This is a genomic window from Rhodanobacter sp. OR92, assembly GCF_000427545.1.
Taxonomy (GTDB): domain Bacteria; phylum Pseudomonadota; class Gammaproteobacteria; order Xanthomonadales; family Rhodanobacteraceae; genus Rhodanobacter; species Rhodanobacter denitrificans.
Window position 1 is genome coordinate 78,173 of sequence record NZ_KE386558.1, and the last position, 21,083, is coordinate 99,255.

At 69.6% G+C, this 21,083-nt stretch carries 22 protein-coding genes; 9 read left to right on the forward strand and 13 right to left on the reverse strand.

Annotated features, from left to right (window positions below; translation table 11 throughout):
• The first annotated feature begins 2 nt into the window (after positions 1 to 2).
• Both RHOOR92_RS0116620 and RHOOR92_RS0116625 read left to right on the forward strand, forming a co-directional pair.
• Entirely contained in the window at positions 3 to 1,169 is a 1,167-nt protein-coding gene (locus tag RHOOR92_RS0116620; protein ID WP_027490766.1) for a sialidase family protein, read from the forward strand.
• Positions 1,166 to 1,624, forward strand: a complete 459-nt coding sequence (locus RHOOR92_RS0116625) for a hypothetical protein (protein ID WP_027490767.1) — start codon at positions 1,166 to 1,168, stop codon at positions 1,622 to 1,624. Before RHOOR92_RS0116620 ends, RHOOR92_RS0116625 begins: the two co-directional genes overlap by 4 nt.
• An 88-nt stretch (positions 1,625 to 1,712) precedes the next feature.
• Here the strand turns inward: RHOOR92_RS0116625 and RHOOR92_RS0116630 are convergent, their stop codons facing one another.
• The 3 genes from RHOOR92_RS0116630 to RHOOR92_RS0116640 all read right to left on the reverse strand — a co-directional run bounded on the left by RHOOR92_RS0116630 (position 1,713) and on the right by RHOOR92_RS0116640 (position 4,737).
• Positions 1,713 to 2,714, reverse strand: coding sequence for an isoaspartyl peptidase/L-asparaginase (locus tag RHOOR92_RS0116630; protein WP_037115698.1), 1,002 nt, complete (start codon positions 2,712 to 2,714; stop codon positions 1,713 to 1,715).
• Positions 2,715 to 2,813: 99 nt separating this feature from the next.
• A complete protein-coding gene (locus RHOOR92_RS0116635) occupies positions 2,814 to 4,379 on the reverse strand; it encodes a M56 family metallopeptidase (RefSeq protein WP_027490769.1) in 1,566 nt (521 codons plus the stop codon).
• Complete coding sequence (locus RHOOR92_RS0116640) at positions 4,366 to 4,737, reverse strand: BlaI/MecI/CopY family transcriptional regulator (RefSeq protein WP_027490770.1); 372 nt, start codon at positions 4,735 to 4,737, stop codon at positions 4,366 to 4,368. The genes RHOOR92_RS0116635 and RHOOR92_RS0116640 overlap by 14 nt, the downstream gene beginning before the upstream one ends.
• 167 nt (positions 4,738 to 4,904) lie before the next feature.
• Here RHOOR92_RS0116640 and RHOOR92_RS20070 point away from each other — a divergent pair, with 167 nt between their 5' ends.
• Positions 4,905 to 6,260 carry a 3-oxoacid CoA-transferase gene (locus tag RHOOR92_RS20070; RefSeq protein WP_027490771.1) on the forward strand — a complete coding sequence of 452 codons (1,356 nt, stop codon included), beginning with the start codon at positions 4,905 to 4,907 and terminating at the stop codon, positions 6,258 to 6,260.
• A gap of 39 nt (positions 6,261 to 6,299) precedes the next feature.
• On the opposite strand, the gene RHOOR92_RS0116650 is transcribed toward RHOOR92_RS20070, so the two are convergent.
• From RHOOR92_RS0116650 to RHOOR92_RS0116660, 3 genes are all read right to left on the reverse strand, one after another.
• Positions 6,300 to 7,322 (reverse strand): HAMP domain-containing sensor histidine kinase, encoded by a 1,023-nt coding sequence (locus RHOOR92_RS0116650; protein ID WP_027490772.1) that lies wholly within the window; start codon positions 7,320 to 7,322, stop codon positions 6,300 to 6,302.
• 37 nt (positions 7,323 to 7,359) lie between these two features.
• Entirely contained in the window at positions 7,360 to 8,091 is a 732-nt protein-coding gene (locus RHOOR92_RS0116655) for a response regulator transcription factor (RefSeq protein WP_027485863.1), read from the reverse strand.
• Between the two features lie 98 nt (positions 8,092 to 8,189).
• Positions 8,190 to 8,801, reverse strand: coding sequence for an arylesterase (locus RHOOR92_RS0116660; protein WP_027490773.1), 612 nt, complete (start codon positions 8,799 to 8,801; stop codon positions 8,190 to 8,192).
• On the opposite strand from RHOOR92_RS0116660, the gene RHOOR92_RS0116665 reads away from it, so the two are divergent.
• Genes RHOOR92_RS0116665 through RHOOR92_RS0116675 form a run of 3 tightly spaced genes read left to right on the forward strand, consistent with a single transcriptional unit; the run spans position 8,800 to position 13,155 of the window.
• Positions 8,800 to 9,501, forward strand: coding sequence for an ATP-binding cassette domain-containing protein (locus tag RHOOR92_RS0116665; RefSeq protein ID WP_027490774.1), 702 nt, complete (start codon positions 8,800 to 8,802; stop codon positions 9,499 to 9,501). The two genes, RHOOR92_RS0116660 and RHOOR92_RS0116665, sit on opposite strands and share 2 nt — an antisense overlap.
• The gene (locus tag RHOOR92_RS0116670; RefSeq protein ID WP_027490775.1) at positions 9,498 to 11,981 is read left to right on the forward strand and encodes an FtsX-like permease family protein; all 2,484 of its coding nucleotides are present in this window, start codon (positions 9,498 to 9,500) and stop codon (positions 11,979 to 11,981) included. Before RHOOR92_RS0116665 ends, RHOOR92_RS0116670 begins: the two co-directional genes overlap by 4 nt.
• A 55-nt stretch (positions 11,982 to 12,036) precedes the next feature.
• Positions 12,037 to 13,155: an SLC13 family permease gene (locus RHOOR92_RS0116675; RefSeq protein ID WP_015447011.1), complete on the forward strand. Its 1,119-nt coding sequence runs from the start codon at positions 12,037 to 12,039 to the stop codon at positions 13,153 to 13,155.
• Between the two features lie 9 nt (positions 13,156 to 13,164).
• Here the strand turns inward: RHOOR92_RS0116675 and RHOOR92_RS0116680 are convergent, their stop codons facing one another.
• Entirely contained in the window at positions 13,165 to 13,941 is a 777-nt protein-coding gene (locus tag RHOOR92_RS0116680) for a DUF4097 family beta strand repeat-containing protein (RefSeq protein ID WP_027490776.1), read from the reverse strand.
• A gap of 140 nt (positions 13,942 to 14,081) precedes the next feature.
• Between RHOOR92_RS0116680 and RHOOR92_RS0116685 the strand changes: the two genes are divergently transcribed.
• Positions 14,082 to 14,576 carry a hypothetical protein gene (locus tag RHOOR92_RS0116685; protein ID WP_015447009.1) on the forward strand — a complete coding sequence of 165 codons (495 nt, stop codon included), beginning with the start codon at positions 14,082 to 14,084 and terminating at the stop codon, positions 14,574 to 14,576.
• Between the two features lie 50 nt (positions 14,577 to 14,626).
• Here RHOOR92_RS0116685 and mazG read toward each other — a convergent pair whose 3' ends face one another.
• The 5 genes from mazG to RHOOR92_RS0116710 are packed head-to-tail and all read right to left on the reverse strand — an operon-like array spanning position 14,627 to position 18,416.
• A complete protein-coding gene (gene mazG / locus RHOOR92_RS0116690; protein WP_007507018.1) occupies positions 14,627 to 15,439 on the reverse strand; it encodes a nucleoside triphosphate pyrophosphohydrolase in 813 nt (270 codons plus the stop codon).
• Entirely contained in the window at positions 15,436 to 16,257 is an 822-nt protein-coding gene (gene cysQ / locus RHOOR92_RS0116695; RefSeq protein WP_015447008.1) for a 3'(2'),5'-bisphosphate nucleotidase CysQ, read from the reverse strand. The genes mazG and cysQ overlap by 4 nt, the downstream gene beginning before the upstream one ends.
• The gene (nudE, locus tag RHOOR92_RS0116700; RefSeq protein WP_007507022.1) at positions 16,254 to 16,811 is read right to left on the reverse strand and encodes an ADP compounds hydrolase NudE; all 558 of its coding nucleotides are present in this window, start codon (positions 16,809 to 16,811) and stop codon (positions 16,254 to 16,256) included. Before nudE ends, cysQ begins: the two co-directional genes overlap by 4 nt.
• 23 nt (positions 16,812 to 16,834) lie before the next feature.
• Positions 16,835 to 17,611, reverse strand: coding sequence for an inositol monophosphatase family protein (locus RHOOR92_RS0116705; RefSeq protein ID WP_007507024.1), 777 nt, complete (start codon positions 17,609 to 17,611; stop codon positions 16,835 to 16,837).
• Between the two features lie 16 nt (positions 17,612 to 17,627).
• On the reverse strand, positions 17,628 to 18,416 hold the full coding sequence (locus RHOOR92_RS0116710; RefSeq protein WP_015447007.1) for a type II secretion system protein N: 789 nt from the start codon (positions 18,414 to 18,416) through the stop codon (positions 17,628 to 17,630).
• 67 nt (positions 18,417 to 18,483) lie between these two features.
• On the opposite strand from RHOOR92_RS0116710, the gene RHOOR92_RS0116715 reads away from it, so the two are divergent.
• Entirely contained in the window at positions 18,484 to 19,848 is a 1,365-nt protein-coding gene (locus RHOOR92_RS0116715) for an adenosylmethionine--8-amino-7-oxononanoate transaminase (protein ID WP_007507028.1), read from the forward strand.
• A gap of 12 nt (positions 19,849 to 19,860) precedes the next feature.
• On the opposite strand, the gene RHOOR92_RS0116720 is transcribed toward RHOOR92_RS0116715, so the two are convergent.
• The gene (locus RHOOR92_RS0116720) at positions 19,861 to 20,166 is read right to left on the reverse strand and encodes a hypothetical protein (RefSeq protein WP_015447005.1); all 306 of its coding nucleotides are present in this window, start codon (positions 20,164 to 20,166) and stop codon (positions 19,861 to 19,863) included.
• A 180-nt stretch (positions 20,167 to 20,346) separates the two neighbouring features.
• Between RHOOR92_RS0116720 and RHOOR92_RS0116725 the strand changes: the two genes are divergently transcribed.
• On the forward strand, positions 20,347 to 21,081 hold the full coding sequence (locus RHOOR92_RS0116725) for a 16S rRNA (uracil(1498)-N(3))-methyltransferase (RefSeq protein WP_007507033.1): 735 nt from the start codon (positions 20,347 to 20,349) through the stop codon (positions 21,079 to 21,081).
• The last annotated feature ends 2 nt before the right edge of the window (positions 21,082 to 21,083 follow it).

Consider the following 21,083-nt stretch of genomic DNA (forward strand, 5'->3'; position numbering starts at 1 on the left):
CCATGCGTTACCTGCTGATCGCCCTGTTCTGCCTGCTGTCGCCCACGCTGTTCGCGCACGACGGCATGCGCATGGAGATGCCGAAAGGCCCCGAGCTGGGCGCCAGCACCGCGTTCGACAGCCACGGCCGGCTGTGGCTGGTGGACGCGGCCGACGGCCACGTGCGGCTGCGCCATTCCGATGACGACGGCCGCACGCTGAGTGCGCCGGTCGAGGTGAACGCCGCGGCCGAGAGCATCTACGCCGAAGGCGAGAACCGCCCGAAGCTCGCGTTCGGCCCGCACGACGAAATCTACGTAAGCTGGTCGCAACCGCGCGCCGCGCCGTGGACCGGCTTCGTGCGCTTCGCCCGCTCGCTGGATCGCGGCGAACACTTCAGCGAACCGCTGACCGTGCACCGCGACCGTGCCGAGATCACCCATCGCTTCGATGCGCTCGCCGTTGACGACAAGGGCCGCATCGTGGTCGCCTGGATCGACAAGCGCGACCTGCTCGCCGCCGATGCCCACGGCAAGCCGTACCTGGGCGCCGCGATCTACTACAGCTGGTCGGACGATGGCGGCAAGAGCTTCGTGGCCGAGCGCAAGCTCGTCGACCAGAGCTGCGAATGCTGCCGCATCGCGCTGGCACGCATGCCCGCTGGCGAAGTCGCCGCGTTCTTCCGCAGCATCTACGGCGACAACATCCGCGACCACGCGTATGCCGTGTTGCGCACGGACGGCCAGACCAGCCCGGTCGCCCGTGCCACCTTCAGCGACTGGCAGATCGCCGGCTGCCCGCACCATGGTCCCGGCCTGGCGATCGGCGGCGACGGTACCCGTCACGCCGTGTGGTACGAAGCCAAGGGCCAGCCCACGATCTGGTACGGCCAGCTCGATCCCGGCCACGCGCCGGAGCATCCGCTGGCGATCGCCGGCGCCGGTGCCGGCCACGCGGACGTGGCCGTGCACGGCCGCATCGTGTGGGTGGCCTGGAACCAGGTAAGTGCGGACGGCTATACGCTGATGCTGCGCCGCTCGTCCGACAACGGCGCGCACTTCGACGCGCCCCGCGAAATCGCCCGCAGCAGCGGCGCGGCAGGCTCGCCGCAGCTGCTGCTGAAACAGGGCCGCGCGTTCGTGGCGTGGAACACCGCCACCAGTTTCCGCCTCGTCGAGCTGCCGCAATGAAACGCCTGCTGCTCGCCTTCGCCCTGTGGTTGCCGGCGCTGGCCAGCGCCGGCTCGCTGCAGCCGCTGGCGGCCGCCGACGTTCCCGCGCTGCTGCAGCCGCCGGCGCACGGCGCGCGCATCCTTGCGCTGTGGTCGCTCGACTGCGCCTACTGCGAACCGAACCTCGAGGCGCTGGCCAGGGTTCAACGCGCCGATCCTGGCAACATCGAACTGGTCACTGTGACGACGGACAGCATCGAGCTGCGCCAGACGATCGAGGCACGCTTGCGCAGCATGAAAATGGACGGCTATCCCGCGCGTGCCTACGCCGAAGCCTCGCCCGAACGCACCAACTTCCTGCTCGACCCGCACTGGGGCGGCGAGACGCCGCGCGTGCTGGTGATCCGCGCGGACGGCAGCCGGCGCGGCATCAGCGGCGCGCTGACACCCGCGCAGCTGCGCAAGCTTCCGTAGGAGCCCGCTTGCGGGCGATGCCTTCCCGAATCCCGAAAGAGCATCGCCCGCAAGCGGGCTCCTACGGCAACAGCGGCGGTGGTGCGACCTACGGCTGCGCGACACTATCGGCCGGCGCCGGCGCCGGCAACTCCGCGGTGCCGTCGTCCTCGTCGCCGTAGAGCGCCACGTGCGGCACGCCGTCGGCGCCGATCCAGCCGCGGTACATGCCGTCGGTGTTGAACGGGATCGAGATGTGGCCTTGCGCATCCAGCGCGATCGCGCCGCCGTTGCCGCCCATCGAGGGGATTTCCTGGTTGATCACCTCGGCGGCGGCGCGCTTCAGCGGCACGCGCATCTGGGTGACCTTCATGCAGATCTGGTGCGCGGCCACCGTGCGGATGTAGAACTCGCCCCAGCCGGTGCCGGACACGGCGCAGCCGCTGTTGGCGTAGGTTCCGGCGCCGATGATCGGCGAGTCGCCGATGCGGCCCCAGCGCTTGTCGGTCATCCCGCCGGTGGAGGTTCCGGCAGCGAGGCGGCCCTGCGCGTCCAGTGCCACCGCGCCGACCGTGCCGAAGTGCTTGGCCGTCTCGACGTCCGCGTGCGGCTGCTTCGCGGCGTCCTCCTTCAACGCCTTTTGCAACTGCTGCCAGCGCGCTTCGGTGCGGAAGTACGACGAATCGACCAGGGCGATGCCGTGCTCCTTCGCGAAGGCTTCGGCGCCCGTGCCGGACAGCATCACGTGCGGCGACTGCTCCATCACCGCGCGCGCCAGCAGGATCGGGTTCTTCACGTGTTCGACCCCGGCCACCGCGCCGGCACGCAGCGTGTTGCCGTCCATGATCGCCGCGTCCAGCTCGTTGCTGCCGTCATGGGTGAACACCGCGCCCTTGCCGGCGTTGAAGTTCTGATCGTCCTCCAGCACGGTGATCGCCGCGGCCACCGCGTCCAGCGCGCTGCCGCCCGCCTTGAGCCGGGCGTAGCCATCCTGCAGCGCGTGGGCCATCGCCGTGCGCACCGCCTGCTCCTTCGCCGGCGTCATGTCGCGCTTGATCACGCCGGCGCCGCCATGGATCACCAGCACGGGTGAAACGGCGGCGTGGCTCATGCCGGTGATTCCGAGGGTGGCCAGGGCAAGGAACAGATGGTGCGGTCTCACGTGGGTGTTCTCCCGGACAACAGCATGAGTATACCGGGACGCGGTTGGTCACCTGGGCGTGAAGCGCACCCGCTCGCCATCCAGCACCAGCTTCATGCCGGCAAGGTCGGCCACCCGTTGCATCGCCGTGCCCGCAGGCATGTCGTTGAACGACAACGTGACCGGAGCATGGCCCAGCGCCTCCGGATTGGCGAGCGTCCAGCCCGCCTTCGCCGCTATCGATTCCGCCACGGCACGCGCCGTGCTGTTCGTGACGTGCCCGGTGACCTTGACCGGGGAAGCTTCGGCAACCGCCCGTGCGGGGCAGCCAGCCTGCGGCGTAACGTCGATGACATACGCATGCTTGCCGTCGCCCCCCGTGCCGGCGGCGTGCAATTTATGACCAAGCGCGCCAAGCAGCTGGCTATGCGCAAGCGGCGACTCACCTGTATTGCCCACGGCAAGGTCGATACGCACCTGCCGATCGCCGGCGGGCACGGTGGTCGCTTCCACCCTCAGGGTCCCCACGCTTGCCATCGCTGCCTTGCCCGGCGCCATGCACAGCGCCAGGGCCACATTTTCCGCATGACGCTCGTGACCAGCGTCGGTTGAAAGTTCGACTTGCATGTCCAACTGATACTCCTGACCCCGGACCTTCCAGGTCGCATGGTCTGCCTGGACTTCCCACGCCGGGCGCTCTCCTTGCGGCGCACTGGCGGCATAGACCGAGCCGGCCACCAGGATGGCGACGGCAATGCCGGCGATCATTCCGGTGTTCCGACGCCAACGGTTCGGTGAAGGCAGTTTCAACATGGCAATACGCTCCGTGAGTGGATGGCGAGGGGACCACGTGCACCCCACCGGCAGCGCGAACGCGGCCGACTGGGTCTTCAACATCGCATTCGCATAGCTGCGCCGTTGTGCGCCGTGCTCGCGCAGCACGGCGGCGTCGCAGGCCAGTTCCTGGTCGTGACGCAGCGCGGCCAGTGCCCACCATGCCAACGGGTGGAACCAGAACAGCGCAGCAAGGACTCGCGCGAGCAGGCACCACCAGCCGTCGCCGCGGCGCGCATGGGCGGTCTCGTGGGCCAGGATCAACGCGCGTTCGCCAGCGTCGTAGCGCTGCTCGAAATCCGCCGGCAGCACGATGCGCGCGTGCCAGGCGCCGATCAGGGCGGGACCGACATCCGCACCGGGCGCACGCAGCACTGGCCAGCGCGACTGCGCATCGACAACGCTCGTGGCGCCACGCAGCCGCATGCGGTAACGCGCCTGCGCGAGAACGGCTTGCAACAGGCTGGCCATGCTGCCCAACAGCCACAGCAGCATGGTCCACACGCGCCAGTCGGTCGCACTGGGTCCAGCGGCGTACACCGGCAACGCGGTCGCTGCCGAGGTGATCGCAACCACCACCGGCGACAACATCACGGCCGGTGCTGCTGTCGCATGCGGCAGCTGGCTGGCCAGCAGCGCCAGCGGCGGTAGCAGCCACAGCTGGAACGCGCGCTCGGCGCCGAACAGACGGCGGCATGGCCGGCGCAGCGCGGCCGCCATCAGCGCGGCGGCGGTGAAGGCGAGGATCAGCAGCCAGCCGCGTCCGAGCCAGTCGATTCCGGTCAGCTCAACACTGCTCATCGTCGAGCTCCTTGAGCAGCTTGCGCAGTTCGGCGATGTCCTTTTTCGACAGCTTGCGCTGCTCGGAGAAGTGCGCCACCAGCGGCGCCACGCGGCCGCCGAACAGGCGGTCGAGCAGGCCCTTGCTCTCCTGCTGCACGTACTGCTCGCGCGTCAGCAGCGGCGTGTAGAGGTAACGGCGACCGTCGCGCTCGGCATGCACGGCCTTCTTCCGGAGCAGGCGGTTGAGCAGGGACTTCACCGTGCCTTCCTGCCAGCGCTGTGCCGGACCGACTTCGGCCAGGATCTCCTCGGCCGTGCGCGGCGCCTCGCGCCACAGCACGTCCATCACCACCGCCTCGGCTTCGCTGATCGCCATGGGTCACCGTTTACGCGTGTAAGTGATTGTAATGTTTACACGCGTAAATGATGCCGTCAAGCCCGGGCAGGCGGTCGCACTGGCGGGCTTGCGACCTTGGTACAAGGCCGGCTCGGGCCAAACCGTCGTATCCTTGGCAGCTGACTCTCCCTGAGGAAGGCACAGCGATGAACAAGGTTTATCCGAGCGCGGCGCAAGCCCTTGACGGCCTGCTGGGCGACGGCATGACGATCGCCGCCGGCGGCTTCGGCCTGTGCGGCATCCCCGAGAACCTGATCGGCGCGCTGCTGGAAGCCGGCGCCAAGGGCCTGACCATCGTCGGCAACAACGCCGGCGTGGACGATTTCGGCATGGGCCCGCTCTTGAAGACGCACCAGGTCAAGCGCGTGTACGCCTCCTACGTCGGCGAGAACAAGGAGTTCGAGCGCCAGGTGCTGGCCGGCGAACTCGAATTGCACCTGACCCCGCAGGGCACGTTGGCCGAGAAGCTGCGCGCCGGCGGCGCCGGCATTCCCGGCTTCTACACGCGTACCGCGTTCGGCACCAAGCTGGCCGAGGGCAAGGAAACCAAGGTCTTCAACGGCAGGGAATACGTGCTGGAGGAATCCATTACCGCCGACTTGTCGATCGTCAAGGCCTGGAAGGGCGATGCGCACGGCAACCTGGTGTTCCGCGAAACCGCGCGCAACTTCAACCCGATGATCGCCACCTGCGGCAAGGTCTGCGTGGCCGAGGTGGAGCAGCTGGTGCCGGTGGGCGAGCTGGACCCGAACAACATCCACGTGCCGGGCATCTACGTCGACCGCATCGTGCAGGGCGCGAAGTACGAGAAGCGCATCGAGTTCCGCACCATCGCCGGCGTGGCCGGCGGCAAGGAAAGCCCGATCCGCGTGGCGATGGCCAGGCGCGCCGCGAAGGAACTGCGCGACGGCTTCTACGTGAACCTCGGCATCGGCATCCCGACCATGGTGGCGAACTACATCCCCGATGGGGTCAGCGTCACCCTGCAGTCGGAAAACGGCCTGCTCGGCATCGGCCCGTTCCCGACCGAGGACCAGCTCGATCCCGATCTGATCAACGCCGGCAAACAGACCATCACCACGTTGCCCGGCTCCAGCTTCTTCTCCAGCGCGGAGTCGTTCGCGATGATCCGCGGCGGCCACATCGACCTGTCGATTCTCGGCGGGCTGGAAGTGTCCTGCACCGGCGACCTGGCCAACTGGATGGTGCCGGGCAAGATGGTCAAGGGTCCGGGCGGCGCGATGGACCTGGTCAGCGGCGTCAAGCGCGTGGTGGTGCTGATGGAACACACCGCGAAGGACGGCTCGCCGAAGGTCAAGAGCCAGTGCGACCTGCCGCTCACCGGCAAGCAGGTGGTGGACCTGATCATCACCGACCTGTGCGTGTTCTCCGTGGAGAAAGGCAAGGGCCTGACCCTGATCGAGCTCAACGACGGCGTGACGCTGGACGAAGTGAAGGCGAAGACCGGCTGCGCGTTCGCGGTGGCGCTGCCGGCCGGTTGACGCCGGTGCAGGAGCGCACCCGGCGCACAAGCTGCGCTCCTACGATTCGCTGAAACTCCGCTCCGGCACGTCGGCCGGCAGCGGATGCGGGAAGCGGATGCGGGCGATGTTTTCCTGACCCTGGCCCGCCTGCAGCTCCAGTGGCCAGGCGAAGCGTTCGCTGATGCGCTGCGCTATGGCCAGTTCGAAGCCGTGCCGGTCGGCACCCCGGGCGCGAACCGGGTAGCCGCTGCCGGGCGCCTGCGAGGTGATCCGGTTACGCACGCTGATGCTGCCGGGCAGCACGCTGACCACCACGCTGCCCTGCTCGGTCTGCTGGCAGGCATTGCGGATCAACTGCCAGCACAACACCGAGAATGCCTGCGGCGAACCCTGCAGCGCGAAGCGCGCCGGCTCCTCCAGCAGCAGTTCGATCGGCCGACCGATCAGCAGCTCGCGGGCAAAGTCCAGTTCCCTGTGCAACGCGTCGTTGACGACGAAGCACTGCTCGTCGGCAGCGCTGCCCGTCTCGCGCGCGAGGATCAGCAGCGCATCCACCAGGACCTCCATCTCGCGGGTGGCGCGCTTGATCCGGCGCACCGAGCGCAGGCCGAATTCGCTGAGGCCTTCCTCCTCGGCCAGCATGTCCACCGACATCTTGATCACCGTGAGCGGACTGCGCAGCTCATGGCTGGCGTCGCGGGTGAAATTGCGCTCGCGCTGGTTGTAGCTGGCCAGGCGCGTGGCGAAACCGTGCAGCCCCCGCGCCAGCGAAGCCACGTCGGCATCGGCATGGGCGGACAATTGCTCCAGGTGCAGCGACTCCGGATCCAGCAACTGGCCATCCCAACGGCTCACCACCCGGGCCAGCGCACGCACCGGACGCCATTCGCGCCGCATGGCGAGCCAGGCCAGCGCGGTGGTGAGCACGATCACCGCGATCACCACCGCGGTGTGCGCCACGTTGTAGATGCCCAGGACGCAGACGATCGCCACGATCAAGAACTGCAGGGCAAACACCCACGCGATGCGCCGGCGGAAAGCCCCCACACGAAACGTGATTGCGTTGACCCTGCTATCCATTACCTGCGTGCGCCCACCTGTATGCGCCGTGTCGATATCAGGCCGTCTGGGGCGAAGAGGCCACTTCCGACTCAAGATCCGCAAGACGATAGCCCGCCGAGTGGATCGTGTGTAGCAAAGGCCGCGCGAAAGGTTTGTCGATGACCCGGCGCAGGTTGTACAGGTGCGAACGCAAGGTGTCCGAATCGGGCAGTGTGTCGCCCCAGATCTCGCGCTCGATGTCGCGCCGGCTGACCACCCGCGGCGACTCGCGCATCAGGATCGCCAGCAGCTTCAGGCCGATCGGCGACACGGTCAGTTCCTGGCCGTCGCGGGTCAGCCGCAGCGTGGCGGTGTCCAGCATCATGTCGCCGACGCTGAGCACCTCGGTGGACACCTGGCGGCGGTCGCGGCGGATCAGCGCACGCAGCCGCGCCTCCAGCTCGCGCACCTCGAACGGTTTGACCAGGTAGTCGTCGGCGCCGGCCTCCAGCCCGATCAGCTTGTCCTCCAGCGTGTCGCGGGCGGTCAGCATCAGCACTGGGGTGGCCTTCTTGGCCTCGCGGCGCAGCTTGCGGCAGACCTCCAGCCCGTCCAGGCCCGGCAGCATCAGATCCAGCACCAGCACGTCATAGCTGTTGGACACCGCCAGGTGCAGCCCGCTCACGCCGTCGGCGGCGTAATCCACCGAGTAGCCGCGCCGCTCCAGGAATTCGCCGACCATCTCGGCGATCTGGCGGTTGTCCTCGACCAGCAGGATCAGGCCCGCCTGTTCGTCATGTACCGTCATTGTCCTTACCTCCGTGCCTTCACATACGTGAAGAGCTAACCGGTGCGCAAGTGACGGCCGCGTGAAAACGGCGCCGGCGGTTCAGAACCGATTCGGTTTCAGCGCAGCAGCGGCCGCAGCGGTTTCCACACGGTATCCAGCACCCGCGGCTGGGCGGCAGCCACCGGATGCAGGCCGTCGGCCTGCATCAGCGCCGGATCGAGCGCCACGCCTTCGAGCAGGAACGGCACCAGCGCGACGTGGCGGCTTTGCGCCAGCTCCGCATAGACCGCGCGCAGCCCGTCGCGGTAGCGCGGGCCGTAGTTCACCGGCAGCTCGATACCGACCAGCAGCACGCGCACCTTCGCTTTTTGCGCCGCCACGACCATCGCGTCCAGATTGTCGCGCAGCGCCGGCAGCGGCAGGCCGCGCAGGCCATCGTTGGCGCCCAGCTCCAGCACCAGCACGGCCGGCCGGTACGTCGCCAGCAGCGCCGGCAGGCGGTGGCGCCCGCTCAGCGAGGTCTCGCCGCTGATGCTGGCATTGATCGCGCGCCACTTCGGTACCATCTGGTTGAGACGCGCATCCAGCAGATGCACCCAGCCGGCCTCGACCGGGATGTTGTGCGCGGCGGACAGCGAGTCACCCAGCACCAGCACGGTTTTCGGCGCCGCCGCCTGGGCGCTGCCGATGCCGCACAGAAAAACCAGCCACCACAGGCACTGACGCATGAGTGATTCTTCCCGGCCGCTTCTTGAAGCCCGCGATGTTAGCAAGTCGGTCAACGGTCCCGAGGGGAGGCTGGAAATCCTCAGCCAGGTCAGCCTGCAGGTGCAGCCGGGCGAGAGCTTCGCCATCGTCGGCGCCTCCGGTTCCGGCAAGACCACCCTGCTCGGCCTGCTGGCCGGGCTGGACACGCCGGACGGCGGCAGCATCGCGCTGGACGGCCATGCCTTGCAGCAGTTGGACGAGGAGGCCCGCGCCGACCTGCGCCGGCGCCTGGTCGGCTTCGTGTTCCAGTCGTTCCACCTGCTGCCCGCGCTCACCGCCGAGGAGAACGTGATGCTGCCGCTGGAACTGGAGGGCAGCAGCGATGCGCGCCAGCGCGCCCGCGCCGCGCTCGACGCGGTGGGCCTGGACGCGCGGCGGCGGCATTATCCGGCCCAGTTGTCCGGCGGCGAGCAGCAGCGCGTGGCGATCGCCCGTGCGTTCGTGCACCGCCCGCGCGTGCTGTTCGCCGACGAACCCACCGGCAACCTCGACCAGCGCACCGGCCACCACGTCTGCGACCTGCTGTTCGCACTGAACCGCGACCACCACACCACCCTGGTGCTGGTCACCCACGACGCGGCCCTGGCCGCGCGTTGCGACCGCCGGATCGAGCTGGAGGAAGGCCGCGTCGTCTCGACCGGCACGGACGTGCCGGCATGAAGATGCTGCTGCTTGCCCTGCGCAGCCTGCGTCGCGAATGGCATCTGCCGGAACTGCGCACGCTGGCCGCCTCGCTGGTGCTGGCGGTGGTCGCGCTGGGCGTGGTCGCCACGCTGGCGACGCGGATCGAGCGCGGCATGCTGGCCAGCGCCGCCGAACTGATCGGCGGCGACATCGGCGTATCGTCGCCACAGGCCCTGCCGCCGGTATTCGCCGAGCGCGCGCGTCGCGACGGCCTGCAGCTCGCCCGCACCGCCAGCTTTCCCAGCGTGGCGTTCGCCCATGAGCAGACCCAGTTGCTCGACGTGCAGGCGGTCGATGCGCACTATCCGCTGCGCGGCAAGCTGGAGCTGCGCGACGCCGCCGGCCGCACGCGCAACGGCCACGCCCCAGCCGCGGGCGAGGTCTATCTCGACCACCGTGCCCTGGTGGCGCTGGGCCTCCAGGTCGGCCAGCCGCTGCAACTCGGCGGCCGCGAGCTGACCATCGCCGCCGAACTGCTGCGCCAGCCCGACGGCGGCGAGCTGCTGGCGCTGGCGCCGCGCGCGTTGATGAGTCTGGCCGACGCCGAGCAGGCCGGCCTGCTCGGCACCGGCAGCCGTGCCCGCCACCGCCTGCTGCTGGCCGGCGCGCCGGCCGCCGTGCAGGCCTGGCGCGACTGGGCGCAGGCGGCCGCGCTGCCGCAGGGCGCCGAACTGATCACGCCGGAGCAGACCCAGGAGCGCATGCGCACGGCATTCGATCGCGCCGGCGCATTCCTGCGCCTCACCGCCCTGCTGTCAGCCTTGCTCGCCGGCATCGCGATCGCGCTGTCCGCGCAGCGCTACGCGCGGCGCAAGACCGCCGAAGTGGCGCTGCTGCGTGCGCTGGGCACGCCGCGCCGGCGCGTGCTGGGCCTGCTGCTGGGTACGCTGGGCGCGCTCGCCGTGCCGGCCACCGCACTCGGCATGCTGCTCGCGCTGGGTTTGTCGCAGCTGGCCTGGCTGCTGGCCAGCCAGTTGTTCGGCAACGTACCGACCGTGCTGCCGCTGGCGCCGTCGTTCGCCGCCGCCGCGATGGGCATTGCCGTGCTGGTCGGCTTTGCGCTGCCGCCGCTGGCGCGGCTGGCCGAGGTCGCCCCTGTTGCCGTATTTCGCCAGAGCATGCAGCGGCGGGTGCGGCGTTTCGATGCGCTGTACCTGATCCCCGCGCTGGTGGCGCTGGGCCTGATCTGGAGCCAGAGCAGCTCGCTCACCCTGGCCGGCATCCTCGCCGCCAGTCTGCTCGGCGTGGCGCTGATCGCGGCGCTGCTGGCCGGAGCGCTGCTGTGGCTGGCCCGGCGCATTGCACCGGGCGCGCACCCGGCATTGCGGCTGGGCCTGGCCGCGCTGGCGCGGCGACCCGCGCTGAGCGTGATCCAGGCCACCGCGCTCAGCCTGGGCCTGTGCGCGCTGCTGTTGCTGGCAATCGTGGCGCCGGCGCTGCTGCAGGGCTGGCGCCAGGAGCTGCCGGCGGATACGCCGAACTGGTTCGCGCTGAACCTGCAGGACGACCAGCGCGCTGGTTTCACGCAGGCGCTGGTGACCGTCGGCGGCGACCAGCTCAACATGCTGCCGCTGGCGGTGGGCAAACTCACCGCAATCAACGGCCGCCCGATCGACCAGCTCGCCTTCGCCGACGAACGCGCGAAGGATTGGACCGACCGTCAGCTGCGGTTGTCGTGGGCCGATGCCTTGCCGCCGTCGAATCAGGTGATCGCCGGTCAGTGGCACGGCGCGCAGCCGGCGCAGGCCGAGGTCTCGATCGACACCATGTGGCGCGACATGTTCGCGCTGAAGATCGGCGACACGCTGCGCTTCGACGTGGGCGAAGGCCGCATCGATGCGAAGGTCAGCAGCGTGCGCAAGGTCGACTGGAGTTCGTTCCGGGTCAACTTCTTCCTGCTGCTCGACCCGGCCCACGCCAGCGAGCTGCCGCATACCTGGCTGGCCAGCTTCCACCTGCCGCGCGGGCATGCGACCGGACTGGCGCAACTGTCGCGCGACTACAGCAACCTCAGCCTGGTCGACGTCGACTCGCTGCTCGACCGCGTGCGCGAGATCGTCGACCGGGTCGGCAACGCGGTGCGCTGGATCCTCGGCTTCAGCCTGCTCGCCGGCGCGCTGGTGCTGGCCGCCGCGCTGGCCGCCAGCGCCGCCGAACGCCGCCACGAAGCCGCGCTGCTGCGCACGTTGGGCGCACGCCGCGCGCAGCTGCGCGTGGCCGCCGCCTGCGAGTTCGCCCTGCTCGGCCTGGTCGCCGGCCTCACCGCCGCACTCGGCGCCGCCGGCGCCGGCGTGTGGCTGGGCCAGGCGGTGTTCCACATCGAGCACTTCGTGCCGCCGCTGTGGCCACTGGTCGGCGGTGCCGTCGGCGCCGGACTGGTGGTGATGCTGCTGGGCCTGGCCGGCACCCGCAAGGTCAGCCGCACGCCGCCGATGCGGTTGTTGCGCGAGGGCTGAGCCGGCATCGAAGGACGGGCTGATAAAGTACGTCGACGCCCCACCGGACTTCCCGATGATTGCAAGCCGCACACGACAGCGCCTCAAGGAGGAATGGCTGCTGTGGTTGTTCGCGGCGCTGGCGATCGCGCTGGCGGTGCTCGATCCGCAACCGCTGGCGAGCTACCGGCGCTGGCTGCAGTTGCCCACCCTGGCCGGCATGATGGGCCTGCTGATCGCGATCCAGGGCATCCGCGACAGCGGCCTGGTGCAGCACGCGGCGGTGGCCATGGTGGCACGCGCGCATTCGCTGCGCGGCCTGGGCCTGTTGCTGGTGTCCGCGACGGCGCTGCTGTCGATGGTGCTGACCAACGACGTGAGCCTGTTCCTGATCGTGCCGCTGACCCTGGCGATCGGCGCCGTCTCGAACCTGCCGGTGCTGCGCATGGTGGTGCTGGAGGCGCTGGCGGTGAACGCGGGTTCCACCCTGAGCCCGATCGGCAACCCGCAGAACCTGCTGCTGTGGCAGCACTCGCAACTGCCGTTCCTGCATTTCGCGGCAGCCATGCTGCCGGCTGCGGCGGTGATGTTCGTGCTGGTGGCGGCGTTCACGCTGCTGTGGCTGCCGCGCGATCGCGTGGCGTTGAGCCCGGAACGGATCGACGGCGTGGTGGCTTCAAACCGTCTCGGCACGTGCTCGATGGCCGCGCTGCTCGGCATGGTGCTGCTGATGGAATACGGCCAGGCTCCGCTGGGCGCGCTGCTGTTGCTGGCGCTGTTCGCGCTGCTGGCGCGATCGAGCCTGGCGCGGATCGACTGGCTGCTGCTGCTCACCTTCGCCGCGATCTTCCTGGGCCTGGGCCACTTCGCGAACTTGCCGCTGGTGCACCAGGCGCTGGACCGGCTCGACTTCGGCCAGCCGCTGACGCTGTATGCCAGCGGCATCGTCGCCTCGCAGCTGATCAGCAACGTGCCGGCGACGGTGCTGCTGCTCGAACGCACGCCCGACGCGATCGCGCTGGCGGTGGCGGTAAACGTGGGCGGCTTCGGCGTGGCGATCGGTTCGCTGGCGAACCTGATCGCGCTGCGCCTGGCGAAGCAGCCGCATGGCCTGCGGCTGCTGCACCTGGTGTCGATCCCGTTCCTGCTGGTGTGCGCGCCGCTGGTGTATCTGGCCTGGCGCTGGCTGGGTTGACGGCTGCGCTCAATCGTCGTCGTGCGGCACGCTGACCTTGCCCTTCACACCGGAGTGGTTGACGTCGCCGCTGCCCTTGGCGCCGAGGCTGAAATCGCCGCCGACGCCGTTCACGCTCAGGTCGCCGGAGCCCAGCGTATCGGCGCGCACGCTGCCGCCGACGTTGCGCAGCGTGACGTCGCCGGAACCGATGCTGCCGATGCGGGCGTCGCCCTTGATGCCATCGGCCTTGAAGTCGCCGGAGCCCACCGAGCCCAGCTCCAGGCTGCCGACGTCGGTGGCGTCGACGTCGCCCGAACCCACGCTGGTGCCGAACTTGCCGGATACCTGGCGCACGTGCAGGTCGCCCGAACCCACGCTGGTCTGCAGTTGCTGCACGCCGCCGACGTCGGCGTCGCCGGAGCCCACGCGCACGGTGACCGGCAGGTTCGCCGGCAGTTGCACGGTGACCTCGAGACTCGAATAGTTACTGCCGCCGAACAGGCTGAAATTGAAACTGCCGGTGTCGCCGATGTCGATCAGCAACTGGTCGCCTTCACGCCGCTGGGTCACCTGCAGCTTGTCCAGCGCCGCCTGCTCGGAGGCACAGGCGCGGCCGGTGAGGGTGAGGCCCCTGGCGCTGGCGCTGCCGGTCAGGTGCAGGTCCTGGCTGTGCACGTCGATCTGCACGCTGCGCACGCCGGCAAGGTCGAGCTGCAGGTTGCGTGGTGCTTCGTACTTGCACGGGTTGGCGGCAAACGCGGCGAACGGGGCGAGCAGCAGGGCTGCGGTAAAAAGACGGCGCATGGAACTCTCCTTGGGGTGGTCGACCCAGCTGGGATGCAGCCGGCGGCAGAAAGGTTGCAAGCATGACGGCATGCATGAACCGGCCAGTCAACGTGCCGGCATCGGCCGCGTTTTCCAGTTTACCTACCGAGGAGACCGCCATGCACCGCAAAACCCTGCTTGCTTCCGCGCTGGCCGTGCTGATCGCCGGATCGAGCGCGCTCGTCATGGCCCAGCAAACGCCACCCCCACCGTCGCCGGCACCCTCCGCGATGGCCGGCAAGGACCTGCGCGCGCATCACAGCGACCGTGACCACGGCATGCGCATGCACCGCTTCGACCATCAGCGCAACGGCGTGATCGGCGACCTGCACGGCCTGGAGCGGCTGTACATGCAGGCCGGCCGCAGCAAGGAGATGGCGTCGATCTACAACGACGTGCTGGCCAGGTCGCAGGATCCGCGCGTGCGCGACTACGTCTACCAGCGCCTGGCCCGCCTGCAGGCGCAGCCGGCCAACGTCGACCAGGCGATCGCCACGCTGCGCAAGGGGCTGGACGAAAACCTGGCCAACGAGGCGAAGAGGCGTGCCGAGCGTGAGAAGATGCGCGCCGCCTGGCAGCAGCGCGCTGGCGAGGCGGCGCCGCCGGCGAAGTAAGTTCGATCGCCAGAGCCACGACGACGCGGTGACCCCGGCCACCGCGTCGTTCAGTGGTTGCCCTCGCCCTGCTTGGCGCGCTGCCACAGCTGTTCCTGCTCGCCCAGCGTGCGTTTGCCAAATGCCGCGCCGTCGGCCGTGGCCAGCTGCTCCATCCGGCGGAAACGCCGTTCGAATTTCCCATTGGCATGCCGCAATGCCTGCGAGAAATCGACCCCGGCATGGCGCGCCAGGTTCACCATCACGAACAGCACGTCGCCGATCTCGTCCTGCAGGCGCGCCGGATCGGCGCCGTTGGCGAACTCCGCGCGTACCTCGTCCACTTCCTCGGCCAGCTTGGCCAGCACCGGCGCGGGATCGGGCCAGGTGAAACCGGTGGCCGCGGCACGCTGCTGCAGCTTCTGCGCGCGCTTCCATTCCGGCAGGCCGCTGGAGATGCCCGCCAATGCGCTGGCGTCGGCCGGCTCGCCCTTGTCCGCGCGCTCGGCCGTCTTGATCGCCTCCCATGCCTGCATCTGCGCCGCCAGGTCGGCGTAGCGCACGTCGCCGAACACGTGCGGGTGGCGGCGCAGCATCTTCGCGCTGATCGCGTGGGCGACGTCGGCGAAATCGAACAGGCCCCGTTCGGAGGCCATCTGCGCGTGGAACACCACCTGCAGCAGCAGGTCGCCGAGCTCGTCGCGCAGGTCGGGCCAGTCGCGGCGGTCGATCGCGTCGGCCACCTCGTAGGCTTCCTCGATGGTGTAGGCCGCGATCGAGGCGAAATCCTGCTGCACGTCCCACGGGCAGCCGCGCTCGGGATCGCGCAGGCGCGCCATGATGGCGAGCAAGTCGTCGAGGCTGTGCCGGGGCGAGTCGCTCATGGCGCCAGCAACCGCGCGGTCCAGTCGATCGTGGTGTCGCCGACCGCGACGAACTCGGGGTTCAGCAGCGACTCGCCGCGGTTGTAGCGGAACGGCTGGCCGGCCAGGTCGAGCACCGCGCCGCCGGCCTCCTCCAGCACGCATTGCGCGGCGGCGGTGTCCCATTCGCTGGTGAGGCCCAGGCGCAGGTAGAGGTCCGCCGCGCCACGCGCGATCAGGCAGAACTTCAGCGACGAGCCCAGCGGTATCAGCTGGTAGTCGTCGCCGACCAGTTGCTGCAGCACGTCGCCCTGCACGCCGCCGTGCGAACGGCTGCCGGCCACCAGCGCCGGTTGCCCCAGCGGGCGGCTGCGGATGCGCTGCCACGGTGCCTCGGCCTGCGTCTGCAGCCAAGCACCCTGCCCCTGCGCGGCGACATACAGCTCGCCGCTGACCGGCGCCAGCACCACGCCCAGCGCGCTGCGGTGGTCATCGATCAGCGCGATGTTGACGGTGAACTCGCCGTTGCGCTTGATGAACTCGCGGGTGCCGTCGAGCGGATCGACCAGCCAGTAGCGCGGCCAGTGCCGGCGCTCGGACCACGGCAAGGCCTTCGCTTCTTCCGACAGCACCGGCAGCACCGGTTCGAGCGCCGCCAGACCGGCCATGATGACCTGCTGGGCGGCCAGGTCGGCAGCGGTCAGCGGCGAGGCATCGGCCTTGGTCTGCACCGCGAAGTCGCCGTGGTAGACGTCGAGAATCGCCGCGCCGGCGGCACGGGCGATCGCACCGACCTGTCGGGCCAGCTCGGGCGGCATGGTTCCGGGCGGCATGCTCATGTGCGCAAGAAGCGCCCGGCGAGATACTCGCGGGCCATGAACAGCGCGGCAATCGAACGCCCTTCGGTGACATCGTCGCGGCCAAGCAGGGTATGCAGTTCGGACATCTTCCACGGCACCACTTCGAGTTCTTCCGGCTCGTCGCCGACCAGCTTCTCGGGGTACAGATCCTGCGCCAGCACCACGTGCGCCATGTGCGTCATGTACGACGGCGACAGCGACAGGTTGTGCAGGATCTTGAGCTTGTGTGCGCCGTAGCCGATCTCTTCCTTCATCTCGCGCTCGGCGCCCTGCTCGGCGGTCTCGTCCTGGTCCAGCCGGCCCTTGGGCAGACCCAGCTCGTAGCGGCCGACGCCACCGCCGTACTCGCGCACCAGCAGCACGGTGTCGTCGTCCAGCATCGGCACGATGATCACCGCGCCCAGGCCGCTGCCTTTCAGGCGTTCGTAGGTGCGGCGCGCACCGTTGGAGAATTCCAGGTCGAGTTGCTCGACGTGCAGGAAGTGGCTGTCGCTGACGTCGCGCGTGGCGTGGATGATCGGTAGTTTGCGCATCCGGCGATTCTAACCTCTGCCGTTCAGCGCCGCAGGCGCTGCAGGGCCTGTGCATGGATCGCCGGCGTGCCGGCCAGTACGCTGGTCGTGTCCAGCGTCGGCGGCGCGCCGTCCAGGTCGGTGAACACGCCGCCGGCCTCGCGCACGATCACCGCCAGCGCAGCGATGTCGAGGATGTTCACGTCCGACTCGATCACCAGGTCCAGGCTGCCGCGCGCCAGCAGGTGGTAGTGGCAGAAATCGCCGTAGCCGCGGATCCGGTTGCTGTCGCGGATCAGCGCGCCCAATGCGTCCCAGCGGCTGTCACCGGTGAGCGTCTTGACGTTGCCGGTGGAGATCGAGGCTTGCGCCAGGCGCGCCGTGTCCGCCACGCGCACGCGCTCGCCCTCGAACCAGGCGCCATTGCCGGCGCTGGCCCACATCGTCTCGCCGTAGACCGGCGCGCTGGACACGCCGAGCACCAGCTCGTCGCCGTCCATCAGCGCGATCTGGGTGGAGAAGAACGGCGTGCGGCGCACGAAGCTCTTGGTGCCGTCGAGCGGATCGACCAGCCACAGCAGGCCGCCGCGTTCGCCGTCCAGGCCATACTCCTCGCCGTAGATCGACGCCTGCGGCAGCGCCATCTGGAGAACCCGCCGGATCGCCTGCTCGGCCTCACGGTCGGCGATCGTCACCGGCGTGGCGTCGGACTTCAGTTCCACCTCGACGCCGCGCCGCCAGTAGTGTTCGATCACCTCGGCGGCAGCGGCGGCGGCCTCGCGTGCGGCCGTCAGGGCCGTGGCGGCGATATCCGGATTCATGCTCGTCTCGCGTCCTTCAGTTCGTGGATGGGGCCGGCGCGCTGCCGGCCAGTCCGCCGCGGCGCTGGAGGCGCACGCTGCCGTCGGCCGCCGGCGGACCCAGCCTGGCCAGCCAGCGGCGCAGGGCCGGGTCAGTCTGTCGGGCGCGCAGCGTCGCGTCCAGTCGCCAGCCGAGCGGGCTCAGCTGCAGCTTGCCGTCGGCATGCAGCGGGCCGCGGCCGTCGTCGTGCAGTTGCGCGCGGATCACCCCGCCCTGCGCGCTCGCCTGTGCCTGCAGCATGCCCAGCGCCACGTCGCCGTCCTGCGTCGTGTGCATGAGTGCCTGCGGCCATTGCGCCTGCGCCTGCAGTTGCATGGGCCAGCCGCCCTGCAGCAGGGCGTGGCCGATCGCCACTTGCAGTTCGCCGCGCGGCTGCCCCCATGGCGGCATCGCGGCATGGGTCCATGCCGCGAGCTCCGCACGCACGCTCGCGTCGCTCACCTCGACCTGGCCGTCCGGCAGCCGCCGCACTCCGCCGGAAAACGCGAGTCGAGGCCCTTCGAACTGCAACTGCAGCCGCACCTGGCCGAGCAGGGCCCGACGCGACAATCGCCACTGCAGTCGCCCCAGCGCCTGTCCGTCGGCGGCCACCACCTCGTCGGCCCGGCCATGCCACAACGTGCCCTGCACCTGCTGCAGCTGCAGTCCGTGCAGTTGCGGCTCGATCCATGGCATCGCCCAGCGTGCCGGCAGGAACCACAGCAGCACGGCGGCGGCCAGCGCCAGCACACCGAGGCCGATCAGGCATTTACGCAGTGGCTTCAAGCATCGATTCCCGGGATGAGCGATGTGCGGGCTTGAGCGCCCGTCGTGCAGCGTCGATGATAGCCGGATGAACAACTCCGCAAGCGGCAACGCCGCGCTCGCCGCGCGCGACCTGCGACACGTCTGGCACCCCTGCACGCAGATGCACGACCACGAGAGCGTGCCGATGGTGCCGATCGTGCGCGGCGAAGGCGCCTGGCTGATCGACGCCGACGGCCGGCGCTACCTGGACGGCATCAGTTCGTGGTGGACCAACCTGTTCGGCCACGCCAACCCGCGCCTCGCCGCCGCGCTGGCCGAGCAGGCGCGCACGCTGGAGCACGTGATCTTCGCCGGCTTCACCCACGAACCGGCGATCGAACTGGCCGAGGAACTGGTGCGGATCACGCCGCCCGGGCTGGATCGGGTGTTCTACGCCGACAACGGCTCGGCGGCGATCGAGGTGGCGCTGAAGATGAGCTTCCACTACTGGCTCAACCAGGGCCATGGCGAGAAGACCCGCTTCATCGCGCTGACCGGCAGCTATCACGGCGAGACACTGGGCGCGCTGTCGGTGAGCGACGTGGCGCTGTATCGCAAGACCTACGCACCGCTGCTGCTGACGCCGTTCCTGGCGCCGTCGCCGGATGCGTACGAAGGCGAACCCGGCGAGTCACCGGAACAGACGGCCAAACGCCGCCTCGGCGAGCTGCGCACGCTGCTGGAACGGCACGCACACGAAACCTGTGCGGTGATCGTCGAGCCGCTGGTGCAATGCGCCGGCGGCATGCGCATGTATCACCCCGGTTACCTCAGCGGCCTGCGTGCGCTGTGCGACGAGTTCGCGGTGCACTTCATCGCCGACGAGATCGCGGTGGGCTTCGGCCGCACCGGCACGCTGTTTGCCTGCGAACAGGCGGCGGTGACGCCGGATTTCATGTGCCTGTCGAAGGGGCTCACTGGCGGCACCCTGCCGCTGTCGGCGGTGCTTACCCGCGACGTGGTCTACCAGGCGTTCTACGCCGAATACAACGCCGGCAAGGCGTTCCTGCATTCGCACAGCTACACCGGCAACCCGCTGGCCTGCCGGGTCGCGCTGGAGACGCTGGCGATCTTCCGCGACGAACCGGTGCTGGAACACAACCGCCAGCTGGCCGCCCACCTGGCCCGCCGGCTGCAGCCGCTGCGCGCGCACCCGCACGTTGCCGACGTGCGCCAGACCGGCCTGATCGCGGCGATCGAGCTGGTCGCCGACAAGGCCAGCCGGCGACCGTACCCTGCCGCTGAGCGGCGTGGCCTGCGCGTCTACCTGCACGGCCTGCAGCACGGCGCGCTGCTGCGCCCGCTGGGCAACGTGGTGTATTTCATGCCGCCCTACGTGGTCAGCGAAGCCGAGATCGACCAGTTGGTCGACACCGCGATCGCCGGGATCGAGCGCGCCGTCGCGGACTGAACCCGGCGCGGCTCAGTGCCCGTGGACCGTGATGCGGGGGTCGAGCTTCTGCAGCGCCCGGCCCAGTTCGGGCTCGCCCGTGCGCTGCAGGTCCTGCTGGCTGTAGCTGCGTCCGTTCACCGGCAGGCACTGTCCCTTCTTCGCCGGAATATGGCTGCCGGTCTCGCGGATGCAGTTGTGGTCGTCCGCTCGGGCGGCCCGTTGCTGGCCGGATGATGCAGCGGAGGGCGGCGAATTCGGCGAATCCTGTGCCAGCAGCATGGTGCTTGCGCCGCTGCCCGCCAGCAGCATGGCGGAAACGAAAACGAACCTGGACATGGAGCCTCCGGCTCGCAGATACGGATGCGGCGAGCGCGCATGGGGAGTGCGATCCATGTTGATACGACGCGGCAACAGGAGCAAGCGGCGGCGCCCGGCGGTCTCACGCCCGTTCATCCGCGGGCATGGCAGGCGTGAGCCGCGCTATGCTGGGCGGCCGTCCAGACCCAACCCGCTCCGATGCGCACGATCCGTATCCACGTCGACCAGCCGCTCGTCGTCTACGCCGAACCGAACCTGCCGCCACAAGCCGCCGAACACGTGGGGCGCGTGCTGCGCATGAACCCCGGCGACCCGCTCACCCTGTTCAACGGTGACGGCCACGACTACGCCGCGGTCATCCTCGCGGTGGGCAAGCGCGAGGTGGCCGTCAGGGTCGAGTCCAAGCAGGCCTTGCGGAACGAGTCGCCACTGGCGCTGACCCTGGCCCAGGGCGTCGCCCGCGGCGAGAAGATGGACCTGATCGTGCAGAAGGCGACCGAGCTGGGGGTGGCGCGCATCGTGCCGCTGCTGACCGAACGCTCGGAAGTGAGGCTGGACGCGGCCCGCGCGGAAAAACGGCTGGCGCACTGGCGTGCGGTGGTGGCCAGCGCCTGCGAGCAAAGCGGCCGCGCACGCCTGCCCGAGGTCGCCCCGGCGCTGCCGCTGGCGGCGTGGCTGGGCAGTCTGGCCGACGACGGCACGCTGCGCCTGGCCCTGCTGCCGGAAGCCGACCGCTCGCCGCGCCAGCTGCAATTCGGCCCGGCCGGCGGCCTGCTGGTGGTCGGCCCGGAGGGTGGCCTGGGCGAACGCGATGTCGACGCACTCAGCGCCGCCGGTTTCGAGGGCCTGCGGCTGGGGCCGCGCATCCTGCGCACCGAGACGGCGGGGCTGGCCGCGCTGGCGGCGCTGCAGGCGCTGCACGGCGACGGTTAGAC